Source organism: Paenibacillus sp. N3/727 (assembly GCF_022637315.1).
GTDB classification, from domain to species: domain Bacteria; phylum Bacillota; class Bacilli; order Paenibacillales; family Paenibacillaceae; genus Paenibacillus_AQ; species Paenibacillus_AQ uliginis.
This window is the reverse complement of sequence record NZ_CP093336.1, coordinates 310,406-336,121: the sequence shown is the minus strand read 5'-3', so window position 1 is coordinate 336,121 and position 25,716 is coordinate 310,406. Positions and strand designations below refer to the sequence as shown.

General features: G+C 42.6%; 19 protein-coding genes. 7 read left to right on the top strand and 12 right to left on the bottom strand.

Translation table 11 applies throughout. The features are described from left to right. Window positions 1-36: 36 nt before the first annotated feature. The 9 genes from MNQ98_RS01590 to MNQ98_RS01550 form a co-directional block, all read right to left on the bottom strand. A complete protein-coding gene (locus tag MNQ98_RS01590; protein WP_241931602.1) occupies window positions 37-1,377 on the bottom strand; it encodes an oligosaccharide flippase family protein in 1,341 nt (446 codons plus the stop codon). Between the two features lie 14 nt (window positions 1,378-1,391). Next, on the bottom strand, window positions 1,392-2,546 hold the full coding sequence (locus tag MNQ98_RS01585; protein WP_241931601.1) for a glycosyltransferase family 4 protein: 1,155 nt from the start codon (window positions 2,544-2,546) through the stop codon (window positions 1,392-1,394). After that, window positions 2,543-3,325: an SGNH/GDSL hydrolase family protein gene (locus MNQ98_RS01580; RefSeq protein WP_241931600.1), complete on the bottom strand. Its 783-nt coding sequence runs from the start codon at window positions 3,323-3,325 to the stop codon at window positions 2,543-2,545. Before MNQ98_RS01580 ends, MNQ98_RS01585 begins: the two co-directional genes overlap by 4 nt. 1 nt (window position 3,326) lies before the next feature. Then, window positions 3,327-4,751, bottom strand: a complete 1,425-nt coding sequence (locus MNQ98_RS01575; RefSeq protein WP_241931599.1) for an O-antigen ligase family protein — start codon at window positions 4,749-4,751, stop codon at window positions 3,327-3,329. Between the two features lie 256 nt (window positions 4,752-5,007). After that, window positions 5,008-5,706 carry a sugar transferase gene (locus MNQ98_RS01570; RefSeq protein ID WP_481856705.1) on the bottom strand — a complete coding sequence of 233 codons (699 nt, stop codon included), beginning with the start codon at window positions 5,704-5,706 and terminating at the stop codon, window positions 5,008-5,010. 15 nt (window positions 5,707-5,721) lie between these two features. Continuing rightward, window positions 5,722-6,612, bottom strand: a complete 891-nt coding sequence (galU, locus tag MNQ98_RS01565; protein WP_241931598.1) for a UTP--glucose-1-phosphate uridylyltransferase GalU — start codon at window positions 6,610-6,612, stop codon at window positions 5,722-5,724. Window positions 6,613-6,896: 284 nt separating this feature from the next. After that, entirely contained in the window at window positions 6,897-7,538 is a 642-nt protein-coding gene (locus tag MNQ98_RS01560; protein ID WP_241931597.1) for a CpsD/CapB family tyrosine-protein kinase, read from the bottom strand. Then, on the bottom strand, window positions 7,519-8,271 hold the full coding sequence (locus MNQ98_RS01555) for a YveK family protein (RefSeq protein WP_241931596.1): 753 nt from the start codon (window positions 8,269-8,271) through the stop codon (window positions 7,519-7,521). Before MNQ98_RS01555 ends, MNQ98_RS01560 begins: the two co-directional genes overlap by 20 nt. Before the next feature lie 372 nt (window positions 8,272-8,643). After that, window positions 8,644-10,614, bottom strand: a complete 1,971-nt coding sequence (locus tag MNQ98_RS01550) for a glycoside hydrolase family 55 protein (protein ID WP_241931595.1) — start codon at window positions 10,612-10,614, stop codon at window positions 8,644-8,646. A gap of 241 nt (window positions 10,615-10,855) precedes the next feature. Here MNQ98_RS01550 and MNQ98_RS01545 point away from each other — a divergent pair, with 241 nt between their 5' ends. From MNQ98_RS01545 to MNQ98_RS01530, 4 genes are all read left to right on the top strand, one after another. Next, window positions 10,856-11,284: a VanZ family protein gene (locus tag MNQ98_RS01545; RefSeq protein ID WP_241931594.1), complete on the top strand. Its 429-nt coding sequence runs from the start codon at window positions 10,856-10,858 to the stop codon at window positions 11,282-11,284. 134 nt (window positions 11,285-11,418) lie between these two features. Beyond that, window positions 11,419-13,371, top strand: a complete 1,953-nt coding sequence (locus tag MNQ98_RS01540) for an asparagine synthase-related protein (RefSeq protein WP_241931593.1) — start codon at window positions 11,419-11,421, stop codon at window positions 13,369-13,371. 15 nt (window positions 13,372-13,386) lie between these two features. Then, on the top strand, window positions 13,387-13,512 hold the full coding sequence (locus tag MNQ98_RS01535; RefSeq protein WP_241931592.1) for a paeninodin family lasso peptide: 126 nt from the start codon (window positions 13,387-13,389) through the stop codon (window positions 13,510-13,512). A 100-nt stretch (window positions 13,513-13,612) separates the two neighbouring features. Continuing rightward, entirely contained in the window at window positions 13,613-14,533 is a 921-nt protein-coding gene (locus tag MNQ98_RS01530; RefSeq protein WP_241931591.1) for a phosphoenolpyruvate carboxykinase (ATP), read from the top strand. Between the two features lie 465 nt (window positions 14,534-14,998). Here the strand turns inward: MNQ98_RS01530 and MNQ98_RS01525 are convergent, their stop codons facing one another. Next, window positions 14,999-17,785 carry a glycoside hydrolase family 3 C-terminal domain-containing protein gene (locus MNQ98_RS01525; RefSeq protein ID WP_241931590.1) on the bottom strand — a complete coding sequence of 929 codons (2,787 nt, stop codon included), beginning with the start codon at window positions 17,783-17,785 and terminating at the stop codon, window positions 14,999-15,001. A 1,043-nt stretch (window positions 17,786-18,828) separates the two neighbouring features. Here MNQ98_RS01525 and MNQ98_RS01520 point away from each other — a divergent pair. From MNQ98_RS01520 to MNQ98_RS01510, 3 genes are all read left to right on the top strand, one after another. Next, entirely contained in the window at window positions 18,829-19,332 is a 504-nt protein-coding gene (locus tag MNQ98_RS01520; RefSeq protein ID WP_241931589.1) for a MauE/DoxX family redox-associated membrane protein, read from the top strand. 5 nt (window positions 19,333-19,337) lie between these two features. Continuing rightward, window positions 19,338-19,898 (top strand): TlpA family protein disulfide reductase, encoded by a 561-nt coding sequence (locus MNQ98_RS01515; RefSeq protein WP_241931588.1) that lies wholly within the window; start codon window positions 19,338-19,340, stop codon window positions 19,896-19,898. A 582-nt stretch (window positions 19,899-20,480) separates the two neighbouring features. Then, window positions 20,481-22,286 (top strand): ABC transporter ATP-binding protein, encoded by a 1,806-nt coding sequence (locus MNQ98_RS01510; protein WP_241931587.1) that lies wholly within the window; start codon window positions 20,481-20,483, stop codon window positions 22,284-22,286. A 234-nt stretch (window positions 22,287-22,520) separates the two neighbouring features. Here the strand turns inward: MNQ98_RS01510 and MNQ98_RS01505 are convergent, their stop codons facing one another. Further along, on the bottom strand, window positions 22,521-24,842 hold the full coding sequence (locus tag MNQ98_RS01505) for an ABC transporter permease (protein WP_241931586.1): 2,322 nt from the start codon (window positions 24,840-24,842) through the stop codon (window positions 22,521-22,523). A gap of 1 nt (window position 24,843) precedes the next feature. Then, window positions 24,844-25,605: an ABC transporter ATP-binding protein gene (locus MNQ98_RS01500; RefSeq protein ID WP_241931585.1), complete on the bottom strand. Its 762-nt coding sequence runs from the start codon at window positions 25,603-25,605 to the stop codon at window positions 24,844-24,846. Window positions 25,606-25,716 lie beyond the last annotated feature (111 nt).

The following is a 25,716-nucleotide window of genomic DNA, read 5'->3' as shown; positions in this document are numbered from 1 at the left end:
ACATGTCAGTTCGGACTGCTATCTTTCTGATTGATCTTATTTCTCCTTCAATTGAAGGCGTTGACTACGAAAGCGCTGAAGCAGCCATGAGATATCTTTTTTCGACACTATAAAATCTCTGAGCTTAATATGATTATTTAGAGTATAAACCAAAAAGATTACAGTAAACTCTACGACGGATGTAATCAAAAGCGAGATTGCAGCACCTTCAGTCCCTAGAAGAGGGATGAGAATATTCAACAGCACGATATTGAGTCCAAGGGTCGACATTCGAATAATCGTAACCACTCCAGGCTTGCCAGTTGACATAAAACCTTGCGAAAGAATCCATGAAAGACTAGTGATTGCCGTCTGAAAGATCAGGATTCGGAATATAGGAACTGCATCTGCAAATGACTGTCCGTATAAGAGAATTAACAGGTACGGCGCAACCAAAAACACCCCTGCTCCTACAATAATGGTCACAAGCGTGCTGATACGGTAAACTTTAAACGTTAGTTGAATAGCCTCAGTATGCTGAAGCCCTGAAGCCTTAGGAAACAGTACCGAGGTTATGGCATTCTGAATTGTATTTAAAATCTTCGACAGGTTCAGTGACACTACATATAAGCCGAGGCTGGCAGGCGAAAGTAAACCAACTACCAAGATCTGATCAATATACCCAGAAAGGGTCCCGGCTACATCCGTTCCGTACGATCGAATTCCGTAGCTCAACAGCTTTTTTCCAGATGTAAATTTATTGCTTTGACTCACCTTGTATTGCGAAACCAGCTTGAATGTTATCCATAAAGCTATTGGAAGCACCGGAAATAGATAAGCTACCGATGTATAAAACGGCGTAACATGCCCAATGGTAACGAGACCCAAGAGCAGGATTAACGTGCCTATAAGCGGGAAATATCTTGAAACATTGTAAAGATGGAACTCCTCCCGGGATTGCAACGTAGCTGTGTTCACCGTACCGATCATAGCAATCGGCGACATGACCAATGCCCAAGTTGCAAATTCGATGACTTCCTGGGAGTAGCCCTTCATCCAGAACGGAATCAGGAAAGCGCCGATCACAATCGCCGCACAGCCGAGAATCACGCTCATATACAAAGCCGTGATATAGAGCGAGCCCTGATTCCCATCCTTTTTCTTCATATAATAGACAAGCGCTGACGGAATACCTAGAGTTAAACAGTAGGCTAAAAATTGTGGCCACATAATTATCGCTGCTTGTTCACCACGGCCTTCGGGACCTAAATACCTCGCGATCATGATCCCGGTCAATACGTTGATGCCAAGAATAAATACATTGGATGCGAATATTTGTAGAACATTGCCAACGCTTCCCCAATTCTTTCTGGTTTTAATCAGTTGCATTATCGCCATAAGATTGTATCCCTTCAGGCCTGCTTACTAACAGGCAGTCTATCTGAGTTCGTTGAATGCTGAAATATTTCCATGTATTTGTTCGCCATTACCCCCCAATGGTTTCGAAGCGCTTCTTCTCTCGCTAGCAAAGCCATTCTCTCCAGTCTTTTCGGATTAGAAACAAGCTCCCTGAGCACATTAGCCAGAGACTTAACATCGTCCGGATCTTCTATAACGACAGCACCATCCTCGGACAGAAGCTCAGCTACGCCGCAGCTACTGCTTATGATCACCGGCAAGCCTGACGCCATCGCCTCCAAAATTACAAGCGAGAATGTCTCATATCTTGAAGGGAAAATAAAGAGGTCAGCAAGGGGCATAATATCCGCAATATCTTTCCTATAGCCGAGAAAATGAACGCGTTTCCCGAGGCCTAATTGTTCGGCAAGCTTCGGGTAGCGGCTTCTTTCGGGGTCTCCAAGCACCAATAAGTGAATGTCCTCCACTTCAGATAATGCATGAAATACAGTGTCCAGATTTTTGATTCCAGAATTTAAATCTCCTGCAAATAGCGCATAGGTCATATGTTCATCCAGCTTATAATTAGATCGATTAGCCTGCCGCGGATAGAACTCTTCTGTGTCAACACCATTATGAATCACCGAAATACGCGGACTCCCGATCTTCGCATCGAACACAAGATCTCGTTTCACTTTCTCAGAAACGGCGATAATGTGCCGGGTTCGCTTCAGTGCAACTCGCTCCAGTATTGCATTCAGACGATTATATACGAACTGGTACAAAGTTCGTATATCTTTCCGTTCCCTAAACGGATGATACTTTGATTTCACCCATGAACTATGAACAAAATGCACACAATTGATATCAGACCGCGCATAAGTAATAAACCCGTTGACTACCAAGAGGTCAATACTACTTTGGCGGAGCCAAATCGAAAATGCCGAAGTTACTGCAAATATCTGATATCGCAGCAACACAGTCGGTATTTTGGGGACTTTGATCCTAATCCACTCCACCATAGCATGATTCTGAAGGTCCTCTGACAGTTCTGAGGATATCACCATTACCTCGCAGCCTTCCTTCAAGGCCTCCATAATGACTTCATAGTTGACTCTGCCTTGTCCGTCCCCCTTCTTTACCTTATGCGTAACAAAACAGATCTTCATTGGCTTACCTCTTTCTTCATTTGTCGGTCTGCTAGCGAATATTGTATAATCGTGTTCATAAGTGCTTTGGCAATTTTGCTATGGCCCAACTCATTCGGATGAAAGCGATCCTCTAAATAATCATTCCATTTATGTAAGGATTGCGATGTATCGCACAGAAATATCCGATTCGTGAACTTCCACTTCTCGCAAATATCGTTCAACACCCCTCGATATTGCTTCATTGACGCAGGTGATCCGGGAAAATACTTCTCCTCGATATCACTTGGAGAAAGCAAAATAATTTTGGTATCTACACTGTTATTTAGAACATTCAAAACAAAGTCCGTCGTATGCTGTTTAAATTCCTCCAGGCTCATCCACTGCTTGCCTCCGAACACTTTGATAAGAGCCACCTTCACTCTCCAGCGAAGCCCCGACTCCAGCTTTTCAGGCCATCTCCGCAACATGCGGGTAGAATAATAGGGTCTTGGGTCCATCCAACCGGGTCTCCGCCACCGCTTAGGCAGCCATTTCAAATACCTCTTCTGTTCCCTTACGATCGCTTCGGTAATTCCGTGAGCAAATACGATAATGTCCGGCTGTAATTCCAAAATACGCTGTTCATACTTCTTTTTTGACTCGTTGACTTGCATAGCACTAGCACCGAAGTTCACAATTTCAACTGGCTGAGAAACCAAAGACTTAATATGGGTTTGCAAAAGATTCGCATAATTGGTTTTGGAGCGAATGACGCCCAATCCTTCTGTAATGGAATCGCCTAAAAAAACGATTAACATGCTACATTTCCCTCCGATTTAAGGGCGTGTACGTTAATGCGAGCGAAATTTTCAGCATCAGAATATATCCGGTCAGCCCGCTCAGTACATTGCTACCTAATAAAAGAAATAGAGTGGCACTAATAGCTGCAAATGATATCGGGGCATAACTTTTCTCTGTTTTGCTCATTTTGTATAGAACCAAAAAAAGATATCCTAACATGATGATCACTGCAAGCCCCAATGGAAGACCGAATGAATAAAACAAATTTAAATAACCATTATCGAAAACAGCTAATGTATCAGAATTCTGTGTTAGTTTGACTCCTAGTCCCGAACTGCCAAGTCCTCTTCCGACGGGATGAGTTATCATATCCGAGATGATATATTTGGCAAAATCCAATCGTTCATTAAAAGAGTGATCTTCCTCTAGTGATCCCAATGTACTGAAGCGCGATGTCACCTGATTTGCGCCAGGTAATGCCGGAAGGATAAATACATACGCCAGCACCATGATAATACCCAAAGTGAGCAGTTGTAGTTTACTCTTTAGTCGAGATCGAGCAAAGTATGCAATAATCATAATTACACAAGTAATCCACCCAACCCGAACCAAAGTAAGTAACAAAGCAAACGCAACTATCATGATTCCCACAATGCCAAATGCCCTCCACTTTTTCTGTACGATCATAATGGCAAGTGCAAATCCTAGGAACATGCCAGCAGGGCCGGGTGAATTAAGTAAGGAAAACACCCGGAATTTTTGGGGTTCCGGTAGTCCGACTGAGTTCATGTCAGCAGTAGTCATCCAAAAATAATCCCAAGGCGGAAGAACCAGATATTGATAAATGCCGTAGACTCCGACGATAACCGCAAGATAAGCGAAGCTTCTCAGCCATCTGTCCCAAACAGTACTATCGAATCGGCTGACATGCACATAGGCCAAAACTAAAAACGGAACAGCTAGATTCAATAGTTCATATACAGAAGACAGCCGATACTTCAAGATACCAAGAAAGAACCCATAAATTAATGCTGCCCCTATAATTTTTAATATCATGCTTATTCTAGGGTCAATGCGTTTGAAATGCTTAAGTATCGGTATTAGAAGAATCAAAGAGACACAATAAGGAGTCAGCATGATAATAGAAGTATCGCTGTACGACTGAAAGGACCAATCAAGCAAGCGTCTTATCTCAGGACTGATCGTCCAAATCAAGAGCGTATACGGAATAAGGGCATGGGTGCTCTTGGTATGAATGTATAGCCCCAACAGCAAGCTAAGAAGTAGAAATGCCAATTCCAACAGCTTCATATGCAAGGAGTCAACAGCACTGGCGAGCCCAATCATAGCTCCAAACCCAATGACTCCCGTCATGTGTATCAGTCTATATACCGTTCGTATAGCACCCTTTCTCCAAGAACTTTTTCCAGAGATCCATTCCATGCTTTCAGCCACCCCATCTGCCTTTAAATACCAGACCCACTTTCTTTATGGCCATACTCTTTTGACGGGACAACAATGTCAATGGACGATAAATACTGTTGAATAGAATCATCAGTAATTCGTACAACAATGACAATTTGATCCGGATATCGGCTTTGTCTGTTTATTCCCTCAATACATTTTGACAATGTCTCCACCCTGCTATAGGTTGGATAACAACTCTTGTTGTTAGTTTTATTTGCGAAACACACTCCGTTTAATAAGCTGAATTGGGCAGAACTATGATTTTTATCGTTCGAAGTATCAATTTAAAATCAAGCCATAACCCTCTTCGTTCGATATATTCTAGATCCAGCTCAAGCATCTCATCAAAACTCAAATTACTTCGTCCACTCACCTGCCACAATCCGGTACATCCAGGACTTATCCTTAATCTAAGCTTGTCATAGCTGCTATATAACTGAACCTCTCTAGGTAATGCTGGCCTTGGTCCCACTAACGACATCTCACCACGGATAACATTCCATAACTGGGGCAGTTCATCGATACTCGTCTTACGAATCCATTTACCGATTCTAGTAATACGAGGATCATCCTTCATCTTGAACATCGCACCGCCGACCTCGTTTCGACTCAGCAGTTCCTCCAACAGTTCTTCTGCATTCGACACCATCGATCGGAATTTGTACATTCGAAACGGTTTCTCATCCTTTCCTATACGTGTCTGATAAAAAAAAACAGACCCTTTGGGGTCCTCCAATTTGATAAGGATCGACACGATAAAAAAGAGCGGCGACAGTACTACAAGCCCGATTAGGGCCAATATACAATCCATTACACGTTTGATTCCCAAATACAACACCCTGGATTTCTCCTCAATGCTCATCTCGTTTGTATAAGGTGGATTGGCTTTAAACACAACGTTTGTTTCTTTACGTTGCGGATTGGGGGACATGATTAATTCACCTCATCAGCGATTTATTTTGCTTGTATATTCTCTTTCAAGAATCATCTCCATACCTTGTAACAACTGTTTTCGAAGCTCTTCGTTCTGAAGCGCGAAATCCAGTGTAGTCATAATAAATCCAAGCTTCTCGCCTACATCGTACCGGATTCCTTCGAAATCATAAGCGTATACCCCCTGGCTTTCATTCAACTTCTGGATTGCATCGGTCAACTGAATTTCTCCACCAGCACCTTCCTCCTGATGTTCAAGAAATCTAAAAATTTCCGGGGTCAATATGTATCTTCCCATAATTGCCAACCTGGATGGAGCTTGACCTGCGAGAGGCTTCTCTACAAAATAATCCACTGCGTATAAGCGGTCGGTTCTTTCCAGAGGAGCAACGATCCCATAACGATGCGTTTCGTCCTGAGGAACGGTATGAACACCGATCACTGATCTCTGTAATTGCTCGAACTGCTCTGCCAGCTGCCGGATGCAAGGTGTCTGAGATTGTACAATGTCATCACCTAGGAGCACAGCGAAAGGTTCATCTCCAATAAAGTTGCGGGCGCACCATACGGCGTGGCCAAGTCCCTTGGCTTCCTTTTGGCGTATGTAATGAATATCTACATTAGAAGAGCGGCGCACTTCATCTAGTAAATCAAACTTCCCTTTGCTAAATAGATTGTGTTCAAGTTCGAACGCATGGTCAAAGTGGTCTTCAATAGAGCGTTTACCTTTACCGGTCACAATGATAATATCCTCAATCCCTGATGCCACCGCTTCCTCTACAATGTATTGAATGGTTGGCTTATCTACGATTGGAAGCATTTCCTTTGGCATGGCCTTTGTCGCAGGTAAAAATCGCGTCCCAAGTCCCGCCGCAGGAATAATTGCTTTTTTTACTTTCCTCATTGTTCAGTCACTCTCCAACTATATTTATTATTTATACAAATACCAAAAACAAATCTTATAGCAGATAGACTAAGCTATGTATTCTTCAGCCTGAAAAAAACATAGCTTAGACTTTCTGATAAGGGCATTCAACCCCTCCTCACATTACACCCTCGACAATGATGTCTAAGGTCAATAAGACCCACAGCGTAACCGAGTGTCTACAGTGATAGAGGTGCAGTAGACATTACCTTTACTTTACTTTCTTGCAGCCGACCTACATTTCCGCAAAAAATAACTCTTGCTCAAACAACCCGATTAAGTACAATACCCAGCATTCGAGCATTGACATGATCCAATTGTTCTTTGGCTTTCTTCAGATGATCCTTCTTCGCCCTGCCTGCAGCCACAACCATTACAACACCGTCACACAAAGCGCTAATGATTACACTATCTGATACAGCGAGCACCGAAGATGTGTCCATCAGAATAAGATCATATTGCTGTTTCAGTAACTCCAGTAGTTCCTTCATCGCTGGAGAATCAATGAGTTCAGACGGATTAGCTGACAACGGCCCGGAAGTGAGCAGCGATAGATGGCTAACAGCCGTTGCCTGGATAGTATCCTCAACACTCGTGTGACCAGTTAAAAGCGTACTTAAGCCTTGGTGATTCATCTGGGAAAAAATACGGTGAAGCGAAGGCTTACGCAGATTCGCATCGATAAGAAGCACCTTTTTGCCTTCCTGTGCATAGGCAACGGCCAAGTTGCTGATCGTTGTACTTTTGCCTTCACCTGCTTGAGAAGAGGTAACCATAACAGTCTTCAATTCCTGGTCTTTGGAAGAAAACTGGATCTTGGTTCGAAGCAATCGATACTCTTCAGAAATTGGAGATTTAGGTTTTAAGGATACGATTAGACTGTTCTCATTGATTGATCGTCGCATACTGGCTATCACCTACCTTTTGTTGTTGTTTTGCTTTCGTTCTTGCGGATTTCTTCAGGTCACCTTTAGCAATCTTTCCTACAACAGCAAGTACCGGGACATCTATAATCTCCATAATCTCAGTTTCTGTCTTTAACGTATCGTCCAGATAATCGAGCAGGAATACGAGTCCGATAGCCAGTAATAATGAAATGACAAAACTAATTAACATGTTCATAAATGGCTTGAAATTAATTGGGATAGGTATTGCTTCCGTATCTGCTTCGCTCAATATGGTGATATTATCAGCATTCATGATGTGAGGAATTTGATCTTTGAATACCATAGAAACAGCATTTACGATCTCAGCAGCCTTAACGTACGATGTATCCTCATAGACCAAATTCATGACTTGTGAATTGTTAGCTGATGAGACAGAAATCTTAGCAGATAGCTGTGCAGCACTCTCTCCTAAGTTCGGGAATTGTTCAACTACCTTATTCATAATTGCTGATGACTTAATGATCTCCTTGTAGGAATTAATAAGGTAGATACTTGTTTGGATTGTACTAGCATTAAGGGTTGCCCCACCCTCTCCTGAAGACTGGTTGACGATAAGCTTAGCATTCGCAACGTAAATTGGTGTCGTAAAATAAAATGTTTTGACTCCTGCTGCGGCCATAGCAACAATTACAATAACCGCGATCAACCACCATTTTTTCTGAATAATTCTAAAATACTGTTTGAGTTCCATTCGCTAGTAACCCCCCGCTTAATTTCTGAAATGGTAATATATAAATCGGGATTTTATTTTGAATATTCTGATCTCTATTCCTACATTCACGATCAACGATACAATTTGTATAATTTATATCCCATAATTTACGATACACTTTGTATCATGTCAAGGCTATATTTTATAACTCGTCCTCAATTTGTGACGTTTTGTATCCAAAAATAAGAAGTACATTCTATTGATTGCGCTTTCAAATATCTGTTTATGTTTTCAATCTATGACTTTCTCAGAGATTAACCGTTGAATAATGCCAAAAAATCGGCTTTGTTGATGTATATACACATCAACAAAGCCGATTTTTTAAAATAACTATAAATATTTAGAGATCTGTCAAGTTATTGGTTTGATTTGTAAAACTCCATTGGTAACCGATAACTGATATCTAACACTAGTAACTGAATCAGTTAATATTATGCCATTAACTAATCCGCCGATTTCCAGCGAATCTGTCATATAACTATGTGGGTATGGGGAGTACGACCCTATATGATCCCATGTCACCATTACGCCTGCAATATAGGTTTCACCTACCTTCGGTATAAAAAAAATGCTAAACTCGTTCAACAGACCTGTTTTACTAGCCAACTCTCTTCCCCGTAGATGCTTCCAACCTTTCTGTTTCCAGGTTATTGCATCGTTAAAAATATACTCTGCATTTTGCGCTGAAATACGCCCCATCGATTTAAACATAGAAGAGCTCTCATATTCTGTTTCCAAAATAAAATACTGCATTGCTAAGTTCCGATCAGCGTCCCCATGATACGGTAAAGTTTGTGAATTGAATTTTATTCTAATACTCGGTGAGTTGACCCCATTAGGCGTTACCTTCAAAATCACGGGATTATTCCCGATAATCTGTTTCATTTCATTGGTAATAGGTATTGGAACTTGATTCGCTGCTACAAGACTTAATACTCCCCCATTCGCTACCGACCAATTTGACAGCACTTCCGGATTTCTAAGCAAGTTAGGCGCTGAGACCGGCATTAGTGCCCTATGCTCTCTTTCCTGCATTCGTGCTTGTAAATCAGCAGATTTGTATAATGGAGTTATTTTCCTCCGAATAACCGTATCTTCAATCGTTAATCCAGTCAAATCAGATTCTTTATCACCAGTTAAAGTATCTATATAGGCTGATCCGATCGCTCCCTGGGCAGTTGATTTTCTTAATTTCCCGGTTTCGTCATTAATAGCAGTAGGCGCTGTAATAGTTCCAAACCAAGCTGCATACTGCTGTTTTTCACTAGGCTTTTTCAGATCATCAGGCAACGGATATTCCCAGCCCGAAAGATTCCCGGAATAACTTGATACTGACCAAGAAAATCCAAATCCAAATATTCTCAAGTTCGAAGTTAAGGATTTGGTCAGCAATTTTATTGCTGCTTCTCCACATTGCTCAAATTGAGCATTATTATATATACCACTTATCCCTAGAACCGAAGGAGCATTATTATAGTCATCAATCCCACTGTCAATGCACTGATAAATGGCATATGGTGAAAAGCCAAGATGAGTTCTATAAATATTTGCATTAAATCCCCCTCGATGTCCTGCAGTCAATATAGTGCCGATCATGATTCCGCAGAATGCTCCCGATATAACACTGCCTTGGTAAAAGTAATCTCCCGAATTGATACGGCAATATACACCAATTAATCCGTTCCAGTTACAGTCGTAAGAGGATATATGCCCATTGCTACTATTAAGTAGCTGTCCAACTTTCACTCCAGAAGTTGAAATGTTTCTAAATATTGGGGTCGCTGATCCCGCTATTTCTATTGCCGCTGTACCTTCTGAAAACATGTCATATGAGCTCTGTTCGAATAAATCCTTATTAACCCAGGTTGAAAGATTTCTCGAACTATATTTTAAAATTCCATAAATTCCAAAATCCTCGAACACAGCTTTTACTCCAGCATTTCTAATTCTTATACAAGGTAGTAAATCAGTCGTTGTGTCGAGGGGATCCCAGATAATTCTGGTGCCCGTCTGTCCACTATCTACATAAGGAGCGACCCCGAATATCCCGCGGCTATTGTTCTCAATGGTTTGTCTGATCCGATAGTTTCCAGCAGGCACAAACATTTTGTAACGCTTCTCGCACATTGCCATTGCTGCCTGAAAAGCCGCAGTATCATCCGTTGTACCATCACCAACAGCTCCAAACCACTTTACATTAATTCCGCGGCTTTTCATTTCCTCATCTAACACGTCGAAATTGGAACTCAGGTCTTCGGGAAGTATTGTATCTGTAGATGACCACTTATTCATCTTCATGGAATTAGTTTGTTGTTTGGCCATGCTCATCTCCTCCTTTTTACTTATAGTAATGATTCCATTACCATAAATGCTTGATGAAAATGCCCATCTACAATTCAAGCCCCCACCTAATTATGAAATCAGCTTATTATTTACTTGAAATCAATATTGAACTGCTATAGTATACAAACTTAACGAGATACAAAATGTATCAAATTTAGCTTCATTCCTACATTTTCATACCCTATATATAATAGAAACGCTTTCAAAAAGGAGCTCTCTTATGCGCATTATACTTACAGCCATATGGGCTTTCACCCTGTTCATCTTCACTTGCTCGCTTAACTTCCATCTTCTGATCAAATATCACATTGTTGATTTCCAGTTCAACCCGAATCCCGATTGGTCGGAGCTGCTGAAGCTTGATCTTCAATGGTCAAGTAACGATTGGATTCTGCGAAAAATAGGACATCTCATTGGTTTCTTCATTCTTGCTCTGCTCGCATCCGACTTCGGCAAATACAAGTCTGCCTTCTATTTGTCTGTCATCTTTGCAGCACTAACTGAAATTCTCCAGTTATTCTTCTTCCGGGGCGGTCGAATCTATGATGTGGTTAACGATTCCTTCGGCATTCTCCTTGCTTACCTATTTTGTATGATCCTGTTCCGTAAAAAATCAAGGCGTACAAGAAACATAAACAATGTACATTAAAATTTTTTATTCGAAATGGTATGATACAGCAAAAAAAGTATTGATACAAATTGTATACTTGTTATATAATGACCGTGATACGAATTGTATCAAAATATATTTCAGCAGGATGGGTCGTAACGGAGGAAAATCGAATGAGTGCAATTGCTGGTATTTATCGTTTTAATGGAGAACCTGTCCAAGTAATAGAGCATGGCGAATTTGTAATGGAAGCATTGAGGAAGTATCCAGCTAATCAAAGCGGGGCGTGGCATAAGGATCACATCATGCTGGGTTGTCATGCGCAATGGATTACGGAACAGTCCACTCACGAATCATTACCTTCCTACGATCCGAATCGGGGGCTGGCCATAACGGCAGATGCCATTATTGACAACAGAGACGAATTAATGGATCAATTGCAAGTCTCCTATAACCTTAGGACAAACATGACAGACAGTGAAGTTTTACTGCTGGCATATGAAAAGTGGTCGGAACGAATGCCGGAACGACTGGTCGGGGATTTTGCCTTCGTCATTTGGGACGAGAAAAAGCAGCTCCTTTTTGGAGCAAGGGATTTCTCAGGCGCAAGGACGCTCTATTATCATCGCAATGAGCAGCAGCTTTCCTTCTGTACAGTTATTAACCCCTTATTGTCTTTACCTTATATACATAAAGAGCTTAATGAACAATGGCTGGCAGAGTTTCTGGCGATTAGCGGTGTTTTCGAACCTCCGGATGTTTCAACCACAATTTATAAAAGTATTCATCAGCTACCGCCGTCTCATACGATAATCATCAAGCATGATAAGGTAGCGATCACCAGATACAATAGTCTTTCTGATGTTATTCCTTTAGAGCTTGCATCATCGCAAGAGTATGAGGAGGCATTCAGGGAGGTGTTCAATAAAGCCGTTACGGCCAGGCTCCGACGTACTCACCGAAATGTCGGTGCTCATCTTAGCGGAGGATTGGATTCAGGCGCTGTCGTCAGCTTCGCTGCCAAAGCCCTGCAGAAGAATAACCGTCCCCTTCATACATTCAGTTACATACCAGAGGATGGATTTGTGGATTGGACACCAAAGCACAGGTTTGCAGACGAAAGACCACTTATTAAGCAAACAGTGGATTTTGTGGGGAACATTAACGACAATTATTTGAATTTCCAAGGAAAAAGCCCCTTCTCGGAAATCGATGATTGGCTTGACATCATGGAGTCTCCCTACAAGTTCTTCGATAATTCATTCTGGTTAAGAGGTATCTATGAGCAAGCTGAGCAGCGAGGGATAGGCCTTATGCTCACCGGAGCCAGAGGAAATTACAGTATCTCTTGGGGCCCCGCAATCGAGTATTACACCAAGCTCATGAAAAGGTTCAACTGGCTTAAATTATCCCGAGAAATCAAACAATATAGCAAAAATGTCGGAGTAGGACGCAAGCGAATCTACTCCATCATCAGCCGAAAAGCATTTCCCGCACTCGAACGATTAAAACCTCCTAGTTCAACATATGAATTTCCGCAATTAATTAATTCAGACTTCGCCAAACGGACCGGTATCTATGACAAACTCAGAGACCGCAAATTTATCGGAATCGGCTCAACAGACGATCTGCCGGCAGATCCACTTGAAGCAAGAAGGCAGCATTACGACCGTGTAAACATGTGGAGTACAACCGGAACAAGCGGATGCAAACTTTCTCTTCGTTATTCGGTATGGAGCCACGATCCTACCAATGATCTGCGGGTTATACGTTTCTGCCTATCGACTCCGATAGAACAATTCGTTCAGAATGGCATGGATCGAGCATTAGTTCGTCGGTCCACAGAAGGTTGGCTCCCTGATCCTATCCGGCTCAATCAACGAACGAGAGGGATACAAGCTGCGGATTCCATCCATAGAATGTTAAGCGACTGGTCTGTTTTCATCGAAGAGTTGGATCAATTGAACTGCGATTCTCGAATGCAGCAGGTCATCAACATGCCTGTTATCCAAGATGCACTAACAGAAGCCCGTCATGGTATTAACCCAAATCAAGCCTACAATCCGTCCATCAAGTTGTTAATGCGCAGCTTAATTTTGTACCGATTTCTCGAAAAAAATTTTTGAAAGGAGGTGAAATCAATGAAAAAGGAATGGAACACACCTGCTTTGGAAGTTCTTGATATTAAGATGACTATGGCTGGTCCTGGTGATGCAATTCCAGATGGAGTTCAACCCGATCCCGATGAAACGGTACACTACAGCTAAACATAAGCCATCATCTACTTAGAAGCGCAGCCCCTATACGCCTTATTGGGTATAAGGGCTTTACTCTTTTATTCGTATTTTGAGCTATGGAGTGAGGACCATGTTTCAAACTCTTAACAAAACCATATATAAAGCCTTCGGGCATTCTATACAAAGTGACATCCACCTGCCTGAACTGCAGCAGATAGATCATCCTAATGAAACTGTAGATATTGTCGTCCGTTATGCCGACTTAACCGAAAAATGGTTGGAACATTCTGACTCGTCGAGGACATCCGTATGTACAAAGACTATGGTCATTTTCAGAATCCCTGATCTGGCTATTTTCGCTGCGGAGAACGGTAACACCATTTATGTGTCGCCTGAGATGGGTGCCGATGAAAATAAAATGCGGTTGTTTGTTCTTGGAACATGCATGGGCGCTATTTTGCTCCAGAGAAAAATACTTCCATTGCACGGCAGCGCAGTCGTGATCAACGATAAAACCTACGCCTTCGTCGGTCATTCCGGACACGGTAAATCTACGCTTGCTTCCGCCTTTTTGCAGCAAGGGTACCAGTTAGTAACCGATGATGTCATCGCCGTTACCCTTGATCAACGTAATATTCCTTATGTAACGCCGGCTTACCCGCAGCAGAAGCTTTGGCAGGAAAGCCTCGATGTCTTTGGCATGGATCCGGATCAATTCCGTCCATTATTTGAGCGTGAAACCAAATACGCCGTTCCTGTGGAGTCTCATTTTTCTTCCGACACCCTTCCGCTAGCCGGTATATTTGAGCTGTTCAAGACGGATTGCAGTCAGGCCCGGATTCGGTCGGTTGAGAAGTTAGAACGGCTGCCGCTTCTGTACCGCCATACATATCGCAAATCCTTACTTAAAGACAGCGGGTTAACCAAATGGCATTTTGACATGACAGCTCGCATGTCTGGCAGTATCGACATATATCAGCTTCAGCGACCATTAAACGAGCCTACAGTGCATCAGCTGACCAATATGGTTTTAGATGCAATTGGAAAGTAAAAAAAAGCCGGCCTTAAGAGCCGCTACAAAAATCAAACATGAAGTGATAAGTAATGTTGTATAACATACAACATTAGGCAAGCAGAATGCCTGAATTTACTGATATTGTTGTAGATTCTACAATAATCCTTTCCTGACGAGGTAAATAAACGATTTCCTATTCCTATTGTTGTATTGAATGCAACAATCCGTAATTTGCTGTTGTATTAAGGAATACAGTTGTATTTTTTACAACACTGGCTGAATCCTGTTGGATACTATAGGAGTAGTAGCTACATTCCAAAGTAAGGGAGTTCATTCGAGTTTATAAAATCCTTACAAAAACAAAACCCCGCTCAACTGAGCGGGGTTTATGTATGGAGGCGAACCATGAAGGGATAAATCCACAATTCGCCGCCGCATGTTGATTCAGTCGTTTGGCGAGGCCGTTTAATAGCTTAATAACCTCATTTACGCGTTTCTACATTAAACTCGTTTAAACTCAATCCAATCGATCTGCAAGCCTGGTTTGACGAAATCCAACTTCATCTCATAAAGACCTGCTTCCAATTCGATTTTTACAAGCTTCTGTCTGATCCATCTGCCGTCTGTACCATTCGTTTGAATGGTCGTCATCGGTTGATCGCTCAGTGTCACGTTGCAAGCGCTTTGAGCCAGTTCAGATTCCGGAGACATGATGCGCACAATGATCCGGTATTCACCGGACTGATCTACTTTCACAAAAGTCGATCCGGCTACGGAAGGTTTTACCTGTGCGTTTTCGGATAAAGTTTGGACTTGTTCCGGCGAAAGAGAATGATTGGCTTTAAACGTAGCGACCGCTTCTTCGATCACCTGTTTTCTGGAGAATACCGGCGCTTGCATCAGGAACTTGCAAATATTGATGGCGCTGCGCTGCAGTTCTCCACGAGTCAGGGTACCATTTTCTAGGGATTCTATGGTATTGTCGTCCCACGCATTGATTTCCGCACCGTAGTTCATGACCACCATATAAAGATCGTTTTGTGCACGGACCATCCAGTTCGTATATTTCCGATCTGCAGGGCCACCATGAACCACGTCGTTCATAATGGCCCACCAGTCCGTCATCACGATGCCTTGGAATCCCCACTCCCCGCGAAGAACGGTGGTGTTCAAATCATAATTGGAAGCCGCCCAGTGTCCATTGACCGGATTGTAGGAGGTCATAATTGAATTCGCTCCGCCCTGCTTCACCGCGATTTCAAAGCCTTTCAGATAAATTTCCCGAAGGGCGCGCTCAGAGACAACGGCATCAACTTTGCTGCGATGCTTTTCTTGGTTGTTGCAGGCGAAATGCTTCAGCGTGGCATTGGAGCCACCTTTCATAATCCCGCGCGTGCATGCTGCGGCAAACACCCCAGAGATCAACGGATCTTCCGAGAAATACTCAAAATTGCGTCCATTAAGCGGGCTGCGCCGAATATTCAAGCCAGGTCCAAGTAAAGCGTCAATGTTGTAGCTTAATAATTCCCGGCCTTCCATGACATAAAGCTCTTCGACCAGTTCCGTGTTCCAGGTAGCCGCAAGCAAGGTTCCAATGGCAACCTGCGTTGCTTTTTGCCCGCTGTCCATCCGAATCCCGGACGGACCGTCCGCCGTACAAGCAACCGGAATTCCGTAGTCTAACAAGCTGTCGCTTACCCCGCCGAAAGCCGAAGCCGTACCCGGTGTGACAAGCGGACTGCTCATGCCTTCTCCTCTAACGATCACCGCCAGATCCTGATCGCTAAGCTGGGCGATAAAGGCTTCCATGCTGACTTTTCCATCATACACGTCCCTTAATTTGTAGCCCTGATTGCCGGTTTGCTCCAGGGTTTGTGGCAGATTTTTTTCAATCCGTTCCGCCATGGAAATCTTGCGCTTCGGTACCTCTGCGAAGATCAGTTCATACGAACCGTCTTCTTTGCGAGCGCCCGGCTTCATTCTCGTAAAGTTTTCCATTGGCGCCATTGCTTCTTGCAGCTGCTCAACGATTTGAAGAGTTTCTACAACATAACCTTTTTGACCGTCAATGCCGATTTCCTCCACATTTTTGACACTGGTTCCCACATACAGACGGTAGGTTCCGGCTTCTAAGACATAAGCGGAAGGCTGCCCCGTCACACCGGCGTCATCATACGAAGCCATGGCATCAACAGGGAAGCTCACGATGAGATGCTGCGACTCACCCGCTTGAAGTTCCTTCGTTTTCCCAAATGCCGCCAAAGATTTAGCAGGCTGGCCCAGCTTTCCTTGCGGCGCTTCGTAATAGACCTGCACGACCTCTTTACCTGCGTAGGTGGTTCCGATATTTTTTACGGTTACGCCGATTTCAACGTATTGTTTTCCTTCTTTGACGGTCAATTTGGCTTCTTCGGGCACGATTTCGAACTGGGTATAAGACAACCCGTAACCGAATTCGAACTGAACTTTATCCGGTCGAAACGTTTCGAAAAAACGGTATCCCACATAGATGTCTTCCTGATAAACATTGTTAAGTTCATTGCCGTAATTACGGGTTGATGGATAATCCTCGATCGAAAATGCAATGGTATCGGTTAATTTACCGCTTGGTGTCACCTCTCCGATCAATACGTCAGCAATCGCATTGCCCCCTTCCATGCCGCCATGCCAAGCGTAAATGACACATGGAATCGGGTGTACATAACCTTCATCGTACATCCAGCTCATATCGATAATATTCGATACATTCAGTACAACGACTGTTTGTTCGAAATATGCTGTTACCTGCTTTAGCATCGCTTTTTCTTCTGCCGTTAGTTGGTAGCTGCCCGGCTCATTGGCATTATCTTGATCTTCTCCCGCTGTACGTCCGATGACAACAATCGCCTTGTCCGATTTATTTCTTGCCGCTGACACCAGCTCATCGCTTAAAGGCATTTCCTTCTGATGCCACGGCTCAGCCGCCCAGCCGCCTCCACCATTATCAAATGGATTTTGCTCAATCCACTTTTCATATACAGCTGCTAATTCTTCGTTGATGGTAATGTTCTTTTTATTTCGAAGACCATCCAGCAGATTGGTTGTATGGGTTACATGGACACTGCCCCCCGAACCTGTACCGCTGCGATAATAATTAACCTGAGTTCTGCCAAACACTGAAACATTTTCGTTTTTTTGAATGGGAAGAACTTGTCCTTCATTTTTTAACAGCACAGCACCTTCTGCTGCTACTCGTCTGCTAAATTCAGCAAAACCTTCTAATGGAACTCCGAGTTTCTGTGTGTTCAATTTATTCCCTCCTGGTTGTCATCTCTATATTGATAGGTATGCACTAATTGCCTCTTACTTCGTTAATATCAGGTTGAAGCACAAAGGTGTGAGACATCTACCTATTATCATAGTAACAAATTCTATAGAAGAATATAGAAACTCCTGCAAGATTATTTTCTATCACTTAAAGGACGTTAACTTTACTATTACCTTAATATCTTCAATTTCTTCCGTCACCCGATAACACTGTATAACAACCATACTCTGCCACAAAAACTATGCTTCCGCAATGATCTTGCTCCAATTCTTCCGGAATATCAACTCTAAAGGAACAACTCAATATTGTGATATACGCAATTCTGAACGGCCTCATAATTCCTACAATACAGGACACCGGCAGCCATTTTCAATACTTAAGTTTGGCCCCCTGAGGGGTTCAAATCTTATGCACTTATAAAACCTAAAATCGTGTCTTGACAATACAATCTACCATAATATACTATTAAAGTAGTTTATTGATATTGATAGTATAAATCCCTAAAAATATTATTTTTTAGTGCAGAATCGCTGCCTATATTCCAACGTTTCACCACATCCACGCACCTGAATCCAGGCGCGCGTCGGTCTACACTTCATTTCTCCATAATTATCATCCTCAAGGAATCACTACAATCGCCCATTAGGGCATTCGCAGCAACGCAACCAACTCTTCGTACACATAATGAGATAGAACTCCCTTGAAATTCCTGCACAGGGTAACGGCCAAGATATTATAAGCCCCCTGTTTAAGCTAACCTTTCGTAAGACACCAAAAATCAAACACCTCTGTAACTCTTTCCAGACGCTTCCTTTTATTTTTTTCGTTGCTCGGATAAGGCCGCACTCTTGTTCCCCAATAGGTCTATACAATTATCAAAATTGTATATTTGTTACTTATAGTCAACAGACATTTACTTAATATGATTTTATTTATAAATGTAAGTGTTTACATTTATTTTGTGGTCATATCCTCTGTACCACTTTCGCAAGCAAACTAAATGATAAGAGTTGGGGGGATTTTCATGGACGTTAACTTAGTTGTTTCGGTTGCTTTAGCTACCCTATTGTTATACTCCTCTATAGCCAAAACTGTGTCTTACCAAGATTTTAAAACGACTATACAACAACTGAAGTTTCCGTTGTATTTCACTTGGATGGTTGTAGCAGCGGAGGGGATTATCGCAGTGCTACTAGTTTTAGATTTCACTCAGCAGATTGGTCATTTCGCCGCAATGTTGTTGTTCCTGTCTTTCTATGTGGTTGCGGGCTTGGCCATTTATAAGAAATTGAATGTAAGTTGTAACTGCTTTGGGAAATCAAGTGAAGAAAAGCTGGGATGGGGAACGATTTGGAAGGTTACACCACTCTTGTTGTTAACATTGACCGGACTTTCGGTTGATCGCTCGCTATCGCTGACTTCAATGAATATGACAGAAATGATTAGTTGCGTTGGACTTACGATTGGCATATTGAATATGTACTTCATGTTGAAAAATAGAAAACTACTATTAGAGGGAGGCTCATAAATCCAATGAATTTGTTCAATGTATCCTATGCATTTCTATGGGCAATTATTGCGCTGCAATCCTACTTCATTATTCAACTTGGACGAAAATTACAAGCGGCAAAAGGTACAGCGGATGCTGGGCCCGGTCTTATTGAAGAAGATCACGGGCTTCCCAAAAGAGCATTGTTTCCTCAGTTCCAATTCGAAACCGTTAACAAAGGCTTGATTGATTTAAAAAAACTCGACAAACAAAAACATGGATTCTTGATAGCTTTTACAGATGCAAAATGCACTTCTTGTAAAGAGCTGTACCCGGTTTTAGAGAGGTTCCACCAGCAGAGTCCTCGTTATCAATCGCTTATCCTGATGGTCGGTCAAGAACCCGATGTAGTAGAGATCATCAATCAATATGGACTGACGGTTCCAGTTATGCCAATCGACTCCCCGACATCGTTCCAGACCGGCATCTTTCCTTTTGTCTATTATTTATCTCCTAAAGGAGAGGTTATTGCCAAAAGTGTGGTGCAGTACAGGGAACAACTGAACGCATTACTTCAACAAGCTGTCGTCCCTAAAGCATCATAAAAACGAAAATGATTACTGTTAAAAAAATAATTTAATAAGAATTTAGAATCACGGAAAGGAGGTGAAAATTATGGCATGTCCTTCAGCAGGTAGCTATTGTTATCAACAGCAATGCTCTTCAAGTACTTATATGGTAAAAGTAACCTATTGGTACGCAGGAACAAATTGCAGGTATGAGCAAGAGTCCTCTTGCGGTTGTTAGGTATTTTCTAAAGAAGCAACAAATGGTACCTAACTTATGCAAGATGACCGTTGTATCCATCCGTGGTCATCAGCATTGTAATCTACAAAGATATCGTTACATGAATGTATTTAAAATAAAATTTATTTAAAGGTGGTTATACTTATGTCATGTCATTCAGCAGGTAGCTATTGTTATCAACAGCAATGTTCTCCAAATACTTATATGGTAAAAGTAACCTATTGGTACGCAGGAACAAATTGCAGATATGAGGAAGAGACCTCTTGCGGTTGTTAAGCATCTCCTAAAGATGCGGTAAATGTTTCCTGATAGTAACACACAAAAGAGGAGAGCGATCCATCAGCGCTCTCCTCTTTATTATAAAATAAAGGTGAACTTACATGCAGATAAATAACGCGGATAAAAATAAGGTGGTTTTAAGTGTATTCAGCCGTTTCATGCCGCTTATGCTTAAAGTCATTCCTGGTGCAACCCTCCTGCTCATCCTGCTTAGAATCATTACTGCTTTACTTCCCGTTGCCCAAATCTACATTGTTAAAGAATTGGTTGATTTGGTAACCTTACTATTTACACAACAACAGGGGATCGCTTCCGAAGTTTATTTCATCCTGTCTCTGCAGGCGCTAATTCTGATCGCTGATCGCTTCTGTAGTTATCTAGATTCTGTCATTGGATTTCGAGCACAACAAAAACTGAAATTTTATTTTGAACAATTATTAATCAATAAAGCCACTCAATTACCGTTAAGTTACTTTGACCGCCCCGATTATTATGATCAATTGGAGAGGGTGGCGTTTGGTGTAGATGTTAAAGGTTTTAACCTGGTTAATTTAATGCTAACCATTGGATCAAATATAATAACTTTAGTGGGACTAGTATCCATTTTGCTGTCTTTCCATTGGATATTGGCGGCCATCGTCCTAATCATGATTATTCCCAATATTTTGGTTAATGCTTATTTCGGCAAACAAAAATATAATCAGGCAATGACCCAAACACCGGAACAACGAAAAGTTCATTATTTGCTTCGCATCTTACATAGCCGAAGTTCAGCCAAAGAAGCACGAATCTATGATTACGTGCCTTATTTAACCTATAAATGGAAAAGTCTGTTCTGGAAGACCGGGGACGAACAATATGATCTACGTAAGCGTACCGATAGCAAGATGCTGCTTGTGTATGTTTCCCAAATCGCACTGGATATCGGCGTTATTATCGTGCTAATTATGTTTGGCTCCAGTGGCGCATTAACGATTGGTCATTATGTCTCGTTAACGCAAGCGCTCCAGCAAATTCAGTCGATCATTTCTGGATTGGGCTACTCAATCGCCGCCGTCTACGAAGAAAGCCTGTTTATTAATGAAGTCTTGCACTTTCTCGATTTGGAAGAGGAGAACTCCAAAGATCGAAACCGCAAATTCCCTGAAAAATTAACGTCGCAAATTGAGGTCAGAAATCTGTCTTTCACTTATGCGACGCACACCTCTCCTCAGCTAAAAGGGATCAGTTTCACCATCTCGCCGGGAGAAAAGATCGCGATTGTGGGTGAAAATGGCGCAGGCAAAAGTACGCTTGTGAAATGCTTGCTGGGGCTGTATTTGCCCAACGAAGGAACGATTCTTTTCGACGGGGTGGACATCCGTACAATCGATCCCAAAGGCATGCGTCAGAATGTTTCTGCGGTGTTTCAGGATTTTGAGAGTTATCAATTGACCGCTCGCGAGAACATCGCCATGGGACACCCCAAAATCGATGATGATGCTTATATCGAAGCCGCAGCCGCTAAAGCCGGCGTGGGAGAATTAATCGAAAAACTGCCTAACGGCTTGGACACGGAACTCGGCGCGATGTTTCATAATGGACACGAGCTGTCCGGTGGACAATGGCAGAAAATAGCGTTAAGCCGCGCTTTCATGCGAGATGCGCAAATCGTTATTCTTGATGAGCCGACAGCAGCGCTTGATCCGCGAGCGGAAGCAGAAATCTATGATAACTTCGCTACTTTGTATGAAGGAAAAACGACGATCATGATCTCTCATCGTTTGAGTAGTTGCAGACACGCAGACAAAATCATCGTGCTGCATAACGGGGAGATTATTGAAGAAGGGAATCATGAGACACTGCTCGCTGTGCAAGGCGCGTATGCCGAAATGTTCCATACGCAAGCCAAACGTTACGCATCATAACCATTACCAAAAAATTCCCAATCCATCGGATCCCGCTGATCCATTTTGGGCTGCAATCACAGAAAATGAAGCTTCCATCTCACGTGGTCCGTGGTTTTGGAAGCTTCTTTGTTTGCCTGCTGCAAGTACACGCGTCGAAATCATTGATCCCTATCGTACCTCTGAACACAAAAATCAGTCGTCACAGAGAGCATCTGCGACAACTGGTTTTCGATGGTTAAGCCAACAAATCATCTACTCCGTAATCAACCCATAAGCTGTTATCCGCTTAATCCTGCGCGCTACTAGCATCGATATGAGATAGGCCAATACGATAAGACCGACGCAAAGCACAACGATAAGGGGAATATTCACAATAAATTGCACGTTGTATACCCCAGCGCCCGATAGCAGCAGTGTAAGTACAGAGTTGGTACACAGGCTTCCTAGCACCCCCCCGATAATTGCACCCACGATCACAACGGGAACAAAGCTCAGTACGATTTGGGTCATAAGTTGAAGAGTGGTGTACCCTGTAGCTTTTAATATCCCAAAATCCCTCTTGCGCTTGAGAATCATCGTTTTGATGACGAGATATAGGATCAGAGCGACGACCAGCACGGTTATCGCAAGAATGGTGACCATGACGGATAACACTGCTGAGATATAAACACTGCTTTGGCTAGCCAACATCTCATCTACATCCGTTATATCCTTTATCAAAGTTCCGTACTTTGCTTTGAAGTCTCGGATAAAGTCGGCATTACCTACATCTTTTAGATAGACATTTATTATCGTGCCTGTATAGTCAGGGATTAGATGCTGTACCCCAGGTAAAGTTACAGATGTAATCTTCCCCATATAGTTTAAAGACTGGCTCAGCCCGGTAATCAAGAACTGACGGGATACATCGTTCATTTCCACCTTAACTGTATCGCCGATACTTTTATGAAGCAGCTTTGCCATCGCCCCAGAAACCGCGATTTCGTTGTCGTATTGCGGATTTCGACCTTTATAGACCACATTGTTATTTAGCTTACTGTAATCATCCGATATACTCATATAAACGCTTTGTCCATCAATTGTCGCTGTAATATATTCCAGTAATGCGGTCTTTGTCACACCATCCATTTGTTCAATATCTGCGAGCAATTTGTCGCTATCGACGTCGTGATTAGACTGAACAACTACATTAGACGTCTCCGAACCCACTAAATGAATAAACGCAGTTTTATCTACCGCAACGTTGTAATATAAAACGATGGAGAAGATGGATGCAAAGGTGATTGCTGCAATGATAATGGCAATCATGATGTTCTGCCTACTATTCGTGATCATTGTTTTGCAAGCGAGCACGAAATGGAGTCCACCCTTGCCTTTCTCTAACGGGAAAAGATTCTTTTTAAAACTGTGAGTCATGATGCCTCCCCTCAGCGCTGCAACGGGATGAAGTTTTCTGATACGTGAGGAGGAGAGCAATGCCACCGTCAGCACCAATACAACAACAACCAGGATACTAACAAGATTAATCGCTATGTCGAAGCTCTGGGACCATTGCAATCCGGCTAAAGAGGAAATAATTCCACCGAAAACGGGCATTACGGTATAAGAGATTAAGACTCCTATGACACCAGCAGAAAGCGCGATTAGCATAAACTGTAATGCCATGGATGCGATGATCTGCCAGCTGGTATAACCAACCGCTTTAAGGACGCCGATATTCACCATGCCATCGTCGATACTGTTGGTCACACGGAACTTGATGACGATCAAAGACACAAGCACAATCACCGCCGCAAACGCAACCAGAATCATCGCGACAATATTGACCGTCATCGTGTTGACACTTTTCATCATCGCGATGTCAGCCCCCCAATGCGGATGCGAAAATTGTTTGTTGTAGTCGTTAAGCAGCTCAGCCGATTGTGTACTGTCCGTAAGGCTCGCGGACATAAGGATGCCATCCGCAGTCTTACCCAGCTTGTCGGACAACTGATGATAGTCAGAATCTGGTAAAATGAATTTCATCATGCCATTATTGTTCGTACCCATCATGGTTACCTCAAAAAATCCAGCAATTCGATAACTGTAGTCCTTATCCTGGTAGTTGATTGTGAAGTTGTCACCCAGCTTGTAGCCACCGCTTGTTTTAAAGCTGTAGGGAACATACATATCTTGGCTATTGATCGAATCCAGCTTTTCAATTAGCTTCAGTGGTGAAAACCTTCGGCTTGTATCCGCATTGAGTATCGCAGCACCAAGAGACAAATCGCTATCACCATATCGGAACTTGGCCGTGTTCATTAGAATGATTTGTTCCGTTTCTGTTTCACTCACGCCAGAATAGTTCTTGAGGAAATCTTCATAGGATGGTTTATATTCAGAACTGTTCATAATAATGTTCACATGCGCATCATGCAGTTCTTCGACCTTATCATCATAGAAGGTATTCATTTTAGAAATAACCGTCATTCCCACGTTGAGCAGCAGCGCGGCAATAAATATTAAAATAAACAGAGAGATTGCCGCACCTTTGCCTTTTTTGATGTTGGCCAAGGCAAGATTAACGATTTTCATCTTACCACCCCATTTCAGCAAGAAATGCGTTTAACTTTTCATGCCGTTCACGGTTGTGATCCACATGGTAGGCACCTAACTTTAGGTCTCCGTAAATAACGCCATCACGCAGATAGAGCACTCTGTTTCCCCGCAAAGCCGTCTTGATGTCATGTGTGACCATCACAATACTCTGTCCATTGTGGTTGACTTCGGTCATCACATCTAGCACACTATCACTTGCAGCGGAGTTGAGCGCACCGGTTGGCTCGTCTGCGAAAACGATTTTCGGAGAGTTGATCAATGCGCGCACGATGCCTGCCCGCTGTGCTTCACCGCCGGAAAGCTGGGAAGGGAATTTCCCCCATGAAGCTTCATCTAATCCCACTTGTGCAAGCAACTGTTTTGCTTTGGACACAATTTCACGCTTGTTTTTACTCACCAACAAGCCACTTGCCAGCACATTATCTAATACACTCATGTTGTCCAGTAAATAGATCTGTTGGAACACAAAACCGCAATTATTTCTTCTAAAAACGGCAAGCTGATCATTATTCAACTTGGAGATGTTCTGCTCCTCAAAATCGATTTCACCCAATGTGGGTTTATCCATACCCGATAGCGCATAGAGCAGGGTGGATTTCCCCGAACCCGAGCTGCCCATAATTACCGTAAAATCCCTCTCCATAAGACTGATATCTAGATTTTTCAACACATGCTGCTGAATACCACCACTAGAAAAGGTTTTGCATAATTTTTCTGTTCTTAATATCACGTTTTGCATGGATAACCATCCTTTATTGACATATTTAAAGTGTCATCTATTCAATCCACATACAAATAAGACTGTAAAGTAGATTACAGTCTTATCATACAAGAGCAATTCTTATTTAAT

What these genes read in the sequence shown, in the direction of transcription:
- MNQ98_RS01590 (WP_241931602.1), bottom strand. Translation starts at nt 1,377, where the DNA reads ATGGCGATAATGCAACTGATTAAAACCAGAAAGAATTGGGGAAGCGTT.
- MNQ98_RS01585 (WP_241931601.1), bottom strand. Translation starts at nt 2,546, where the DNA reads ATGAAGATCTGTTTTGTTACGCATAAGGTAAAGAAGGGGGACGGACAA.
- MNQ98_RS01580 (WP_241931600.1), bottom strand. Translation starts at nt 3,325, where the DNA reads ATGTTAATCGTTTTTTTAGGCGATTCCATTACAGAAGGATTGGGCGTC.
- MNQ98_RS01575 (WP_241931599.1), bottom strand. Translation starts at nt 4,751, where the DNA reads ATGGAATGGATCTCTGGAAAAAGTTCTTGGAGAAAGGGTGCTATACGA.
- MNQ98_RS01570 (WP_481856705.1), bottom strand. Translation starts at nt 5,706, where the DNA reads ATGTCCCCCAATCCGCAACGTAAAGAAACAAACGTTGTGTTTAAAGCC.
- galU (WP_241931598.1), bottom strand. Translation starts at nt 6,612, where the DNA reads ATGAGGAAAGTAAAAAAAGCAATTATTCCTGCGGCGGGACTTGGGACG.
- MNQ98_RS01560 (WP_241931597.1), bottom strand. Translation starts at nt 7,538, where the DNA reads ATGCGACGATCAATCAATGAGAACAGTCTAATCGTATCCTTAAAACCT.
- MNQ98_RS01555 (WP_241931596.1), bottom strand. Translation starts at nt 8,271, where the DNA reads ATGGAACTCAAACAGTATTTTAGAATTATTCAGAAAAAATGGTGGTTG.
- MNQ98_RS01550 (WP_241931595.1), bottom strand. Translation starts at nt 10,614, where the DNA reads ATGGCCAAACAACAAACTAATTCCATGAAGATGAATAAGTGGTCATCT.
- MNQ98_RS01545 (WP_241931594.1), top strand. Translation starts at nt 10,856, where the DNA reads ATGCGCATTATACTTACAGCCATATGGGCTTTCACCCTGTTCATCTTC.
- MNQ98_RS01540 (WP_241931593.1), top strand. Translation starts at nt 11,419, where the DNA reads ATGAGTGCAATTGCTGGTATTTATCGTTTTAATGGAGAACCTGTCCAA.
- MNQ98_RS01535 (WP_241931592.1), top strand. Translation starts at nt 13,387, where the DNA reads ATGAAAAAGGAATGGAACACACCTGCTTTGGAAGTTCTTGATATTAAG.
- MNQ98_RS01530 (WP_241931591.1), top strand. Translation starts at nt 13,613, where the DNA reads ATGTTTCAAACTCTTAACAAAACCATATATAAAGCCTTCGGGCATTCT.
- MNQ98_RS01520 (WP_241931589.1), top strand. Translation starts at nt 18,829, where the DNA reads ATGGACGTTAACTTAGTTGTTTCGGTTGCTTTAGCTACCCTATTGTTA.
- MNQ98_RS01515 (WP_241931588.1), top strand. Translation starts at nt 19,338, where the DNA reads ATGAATTTGTTCAATGTATCCTATGCATTTCTATGGGCAATTATTGCG.
- MNQ98_RS01510 (WP_241931587.1), top strand. Translation starts at nt 20,481, where the DNA reads ATGCAGATAAATAACGCGGATAAAAATAAGGTGGTTTTAAGTGTATTC.
- MNQ98_RS01505 (WP_241931586.1), bottom strand. Translation starts at nt 24,842, where the DNA reads ATGAAAATCGTTAATCTTGCCTTGGCCAACATCAAAAAAGGCAAAGGT.
- MNQ98_RS01500 (WP_241931585.1), bottom strand. Translation starts at nt 25,605, where the DNA reads ATGCAAAACGTGATATTAAGAACAGAAAAATTATGCAAAACCTTTTCT.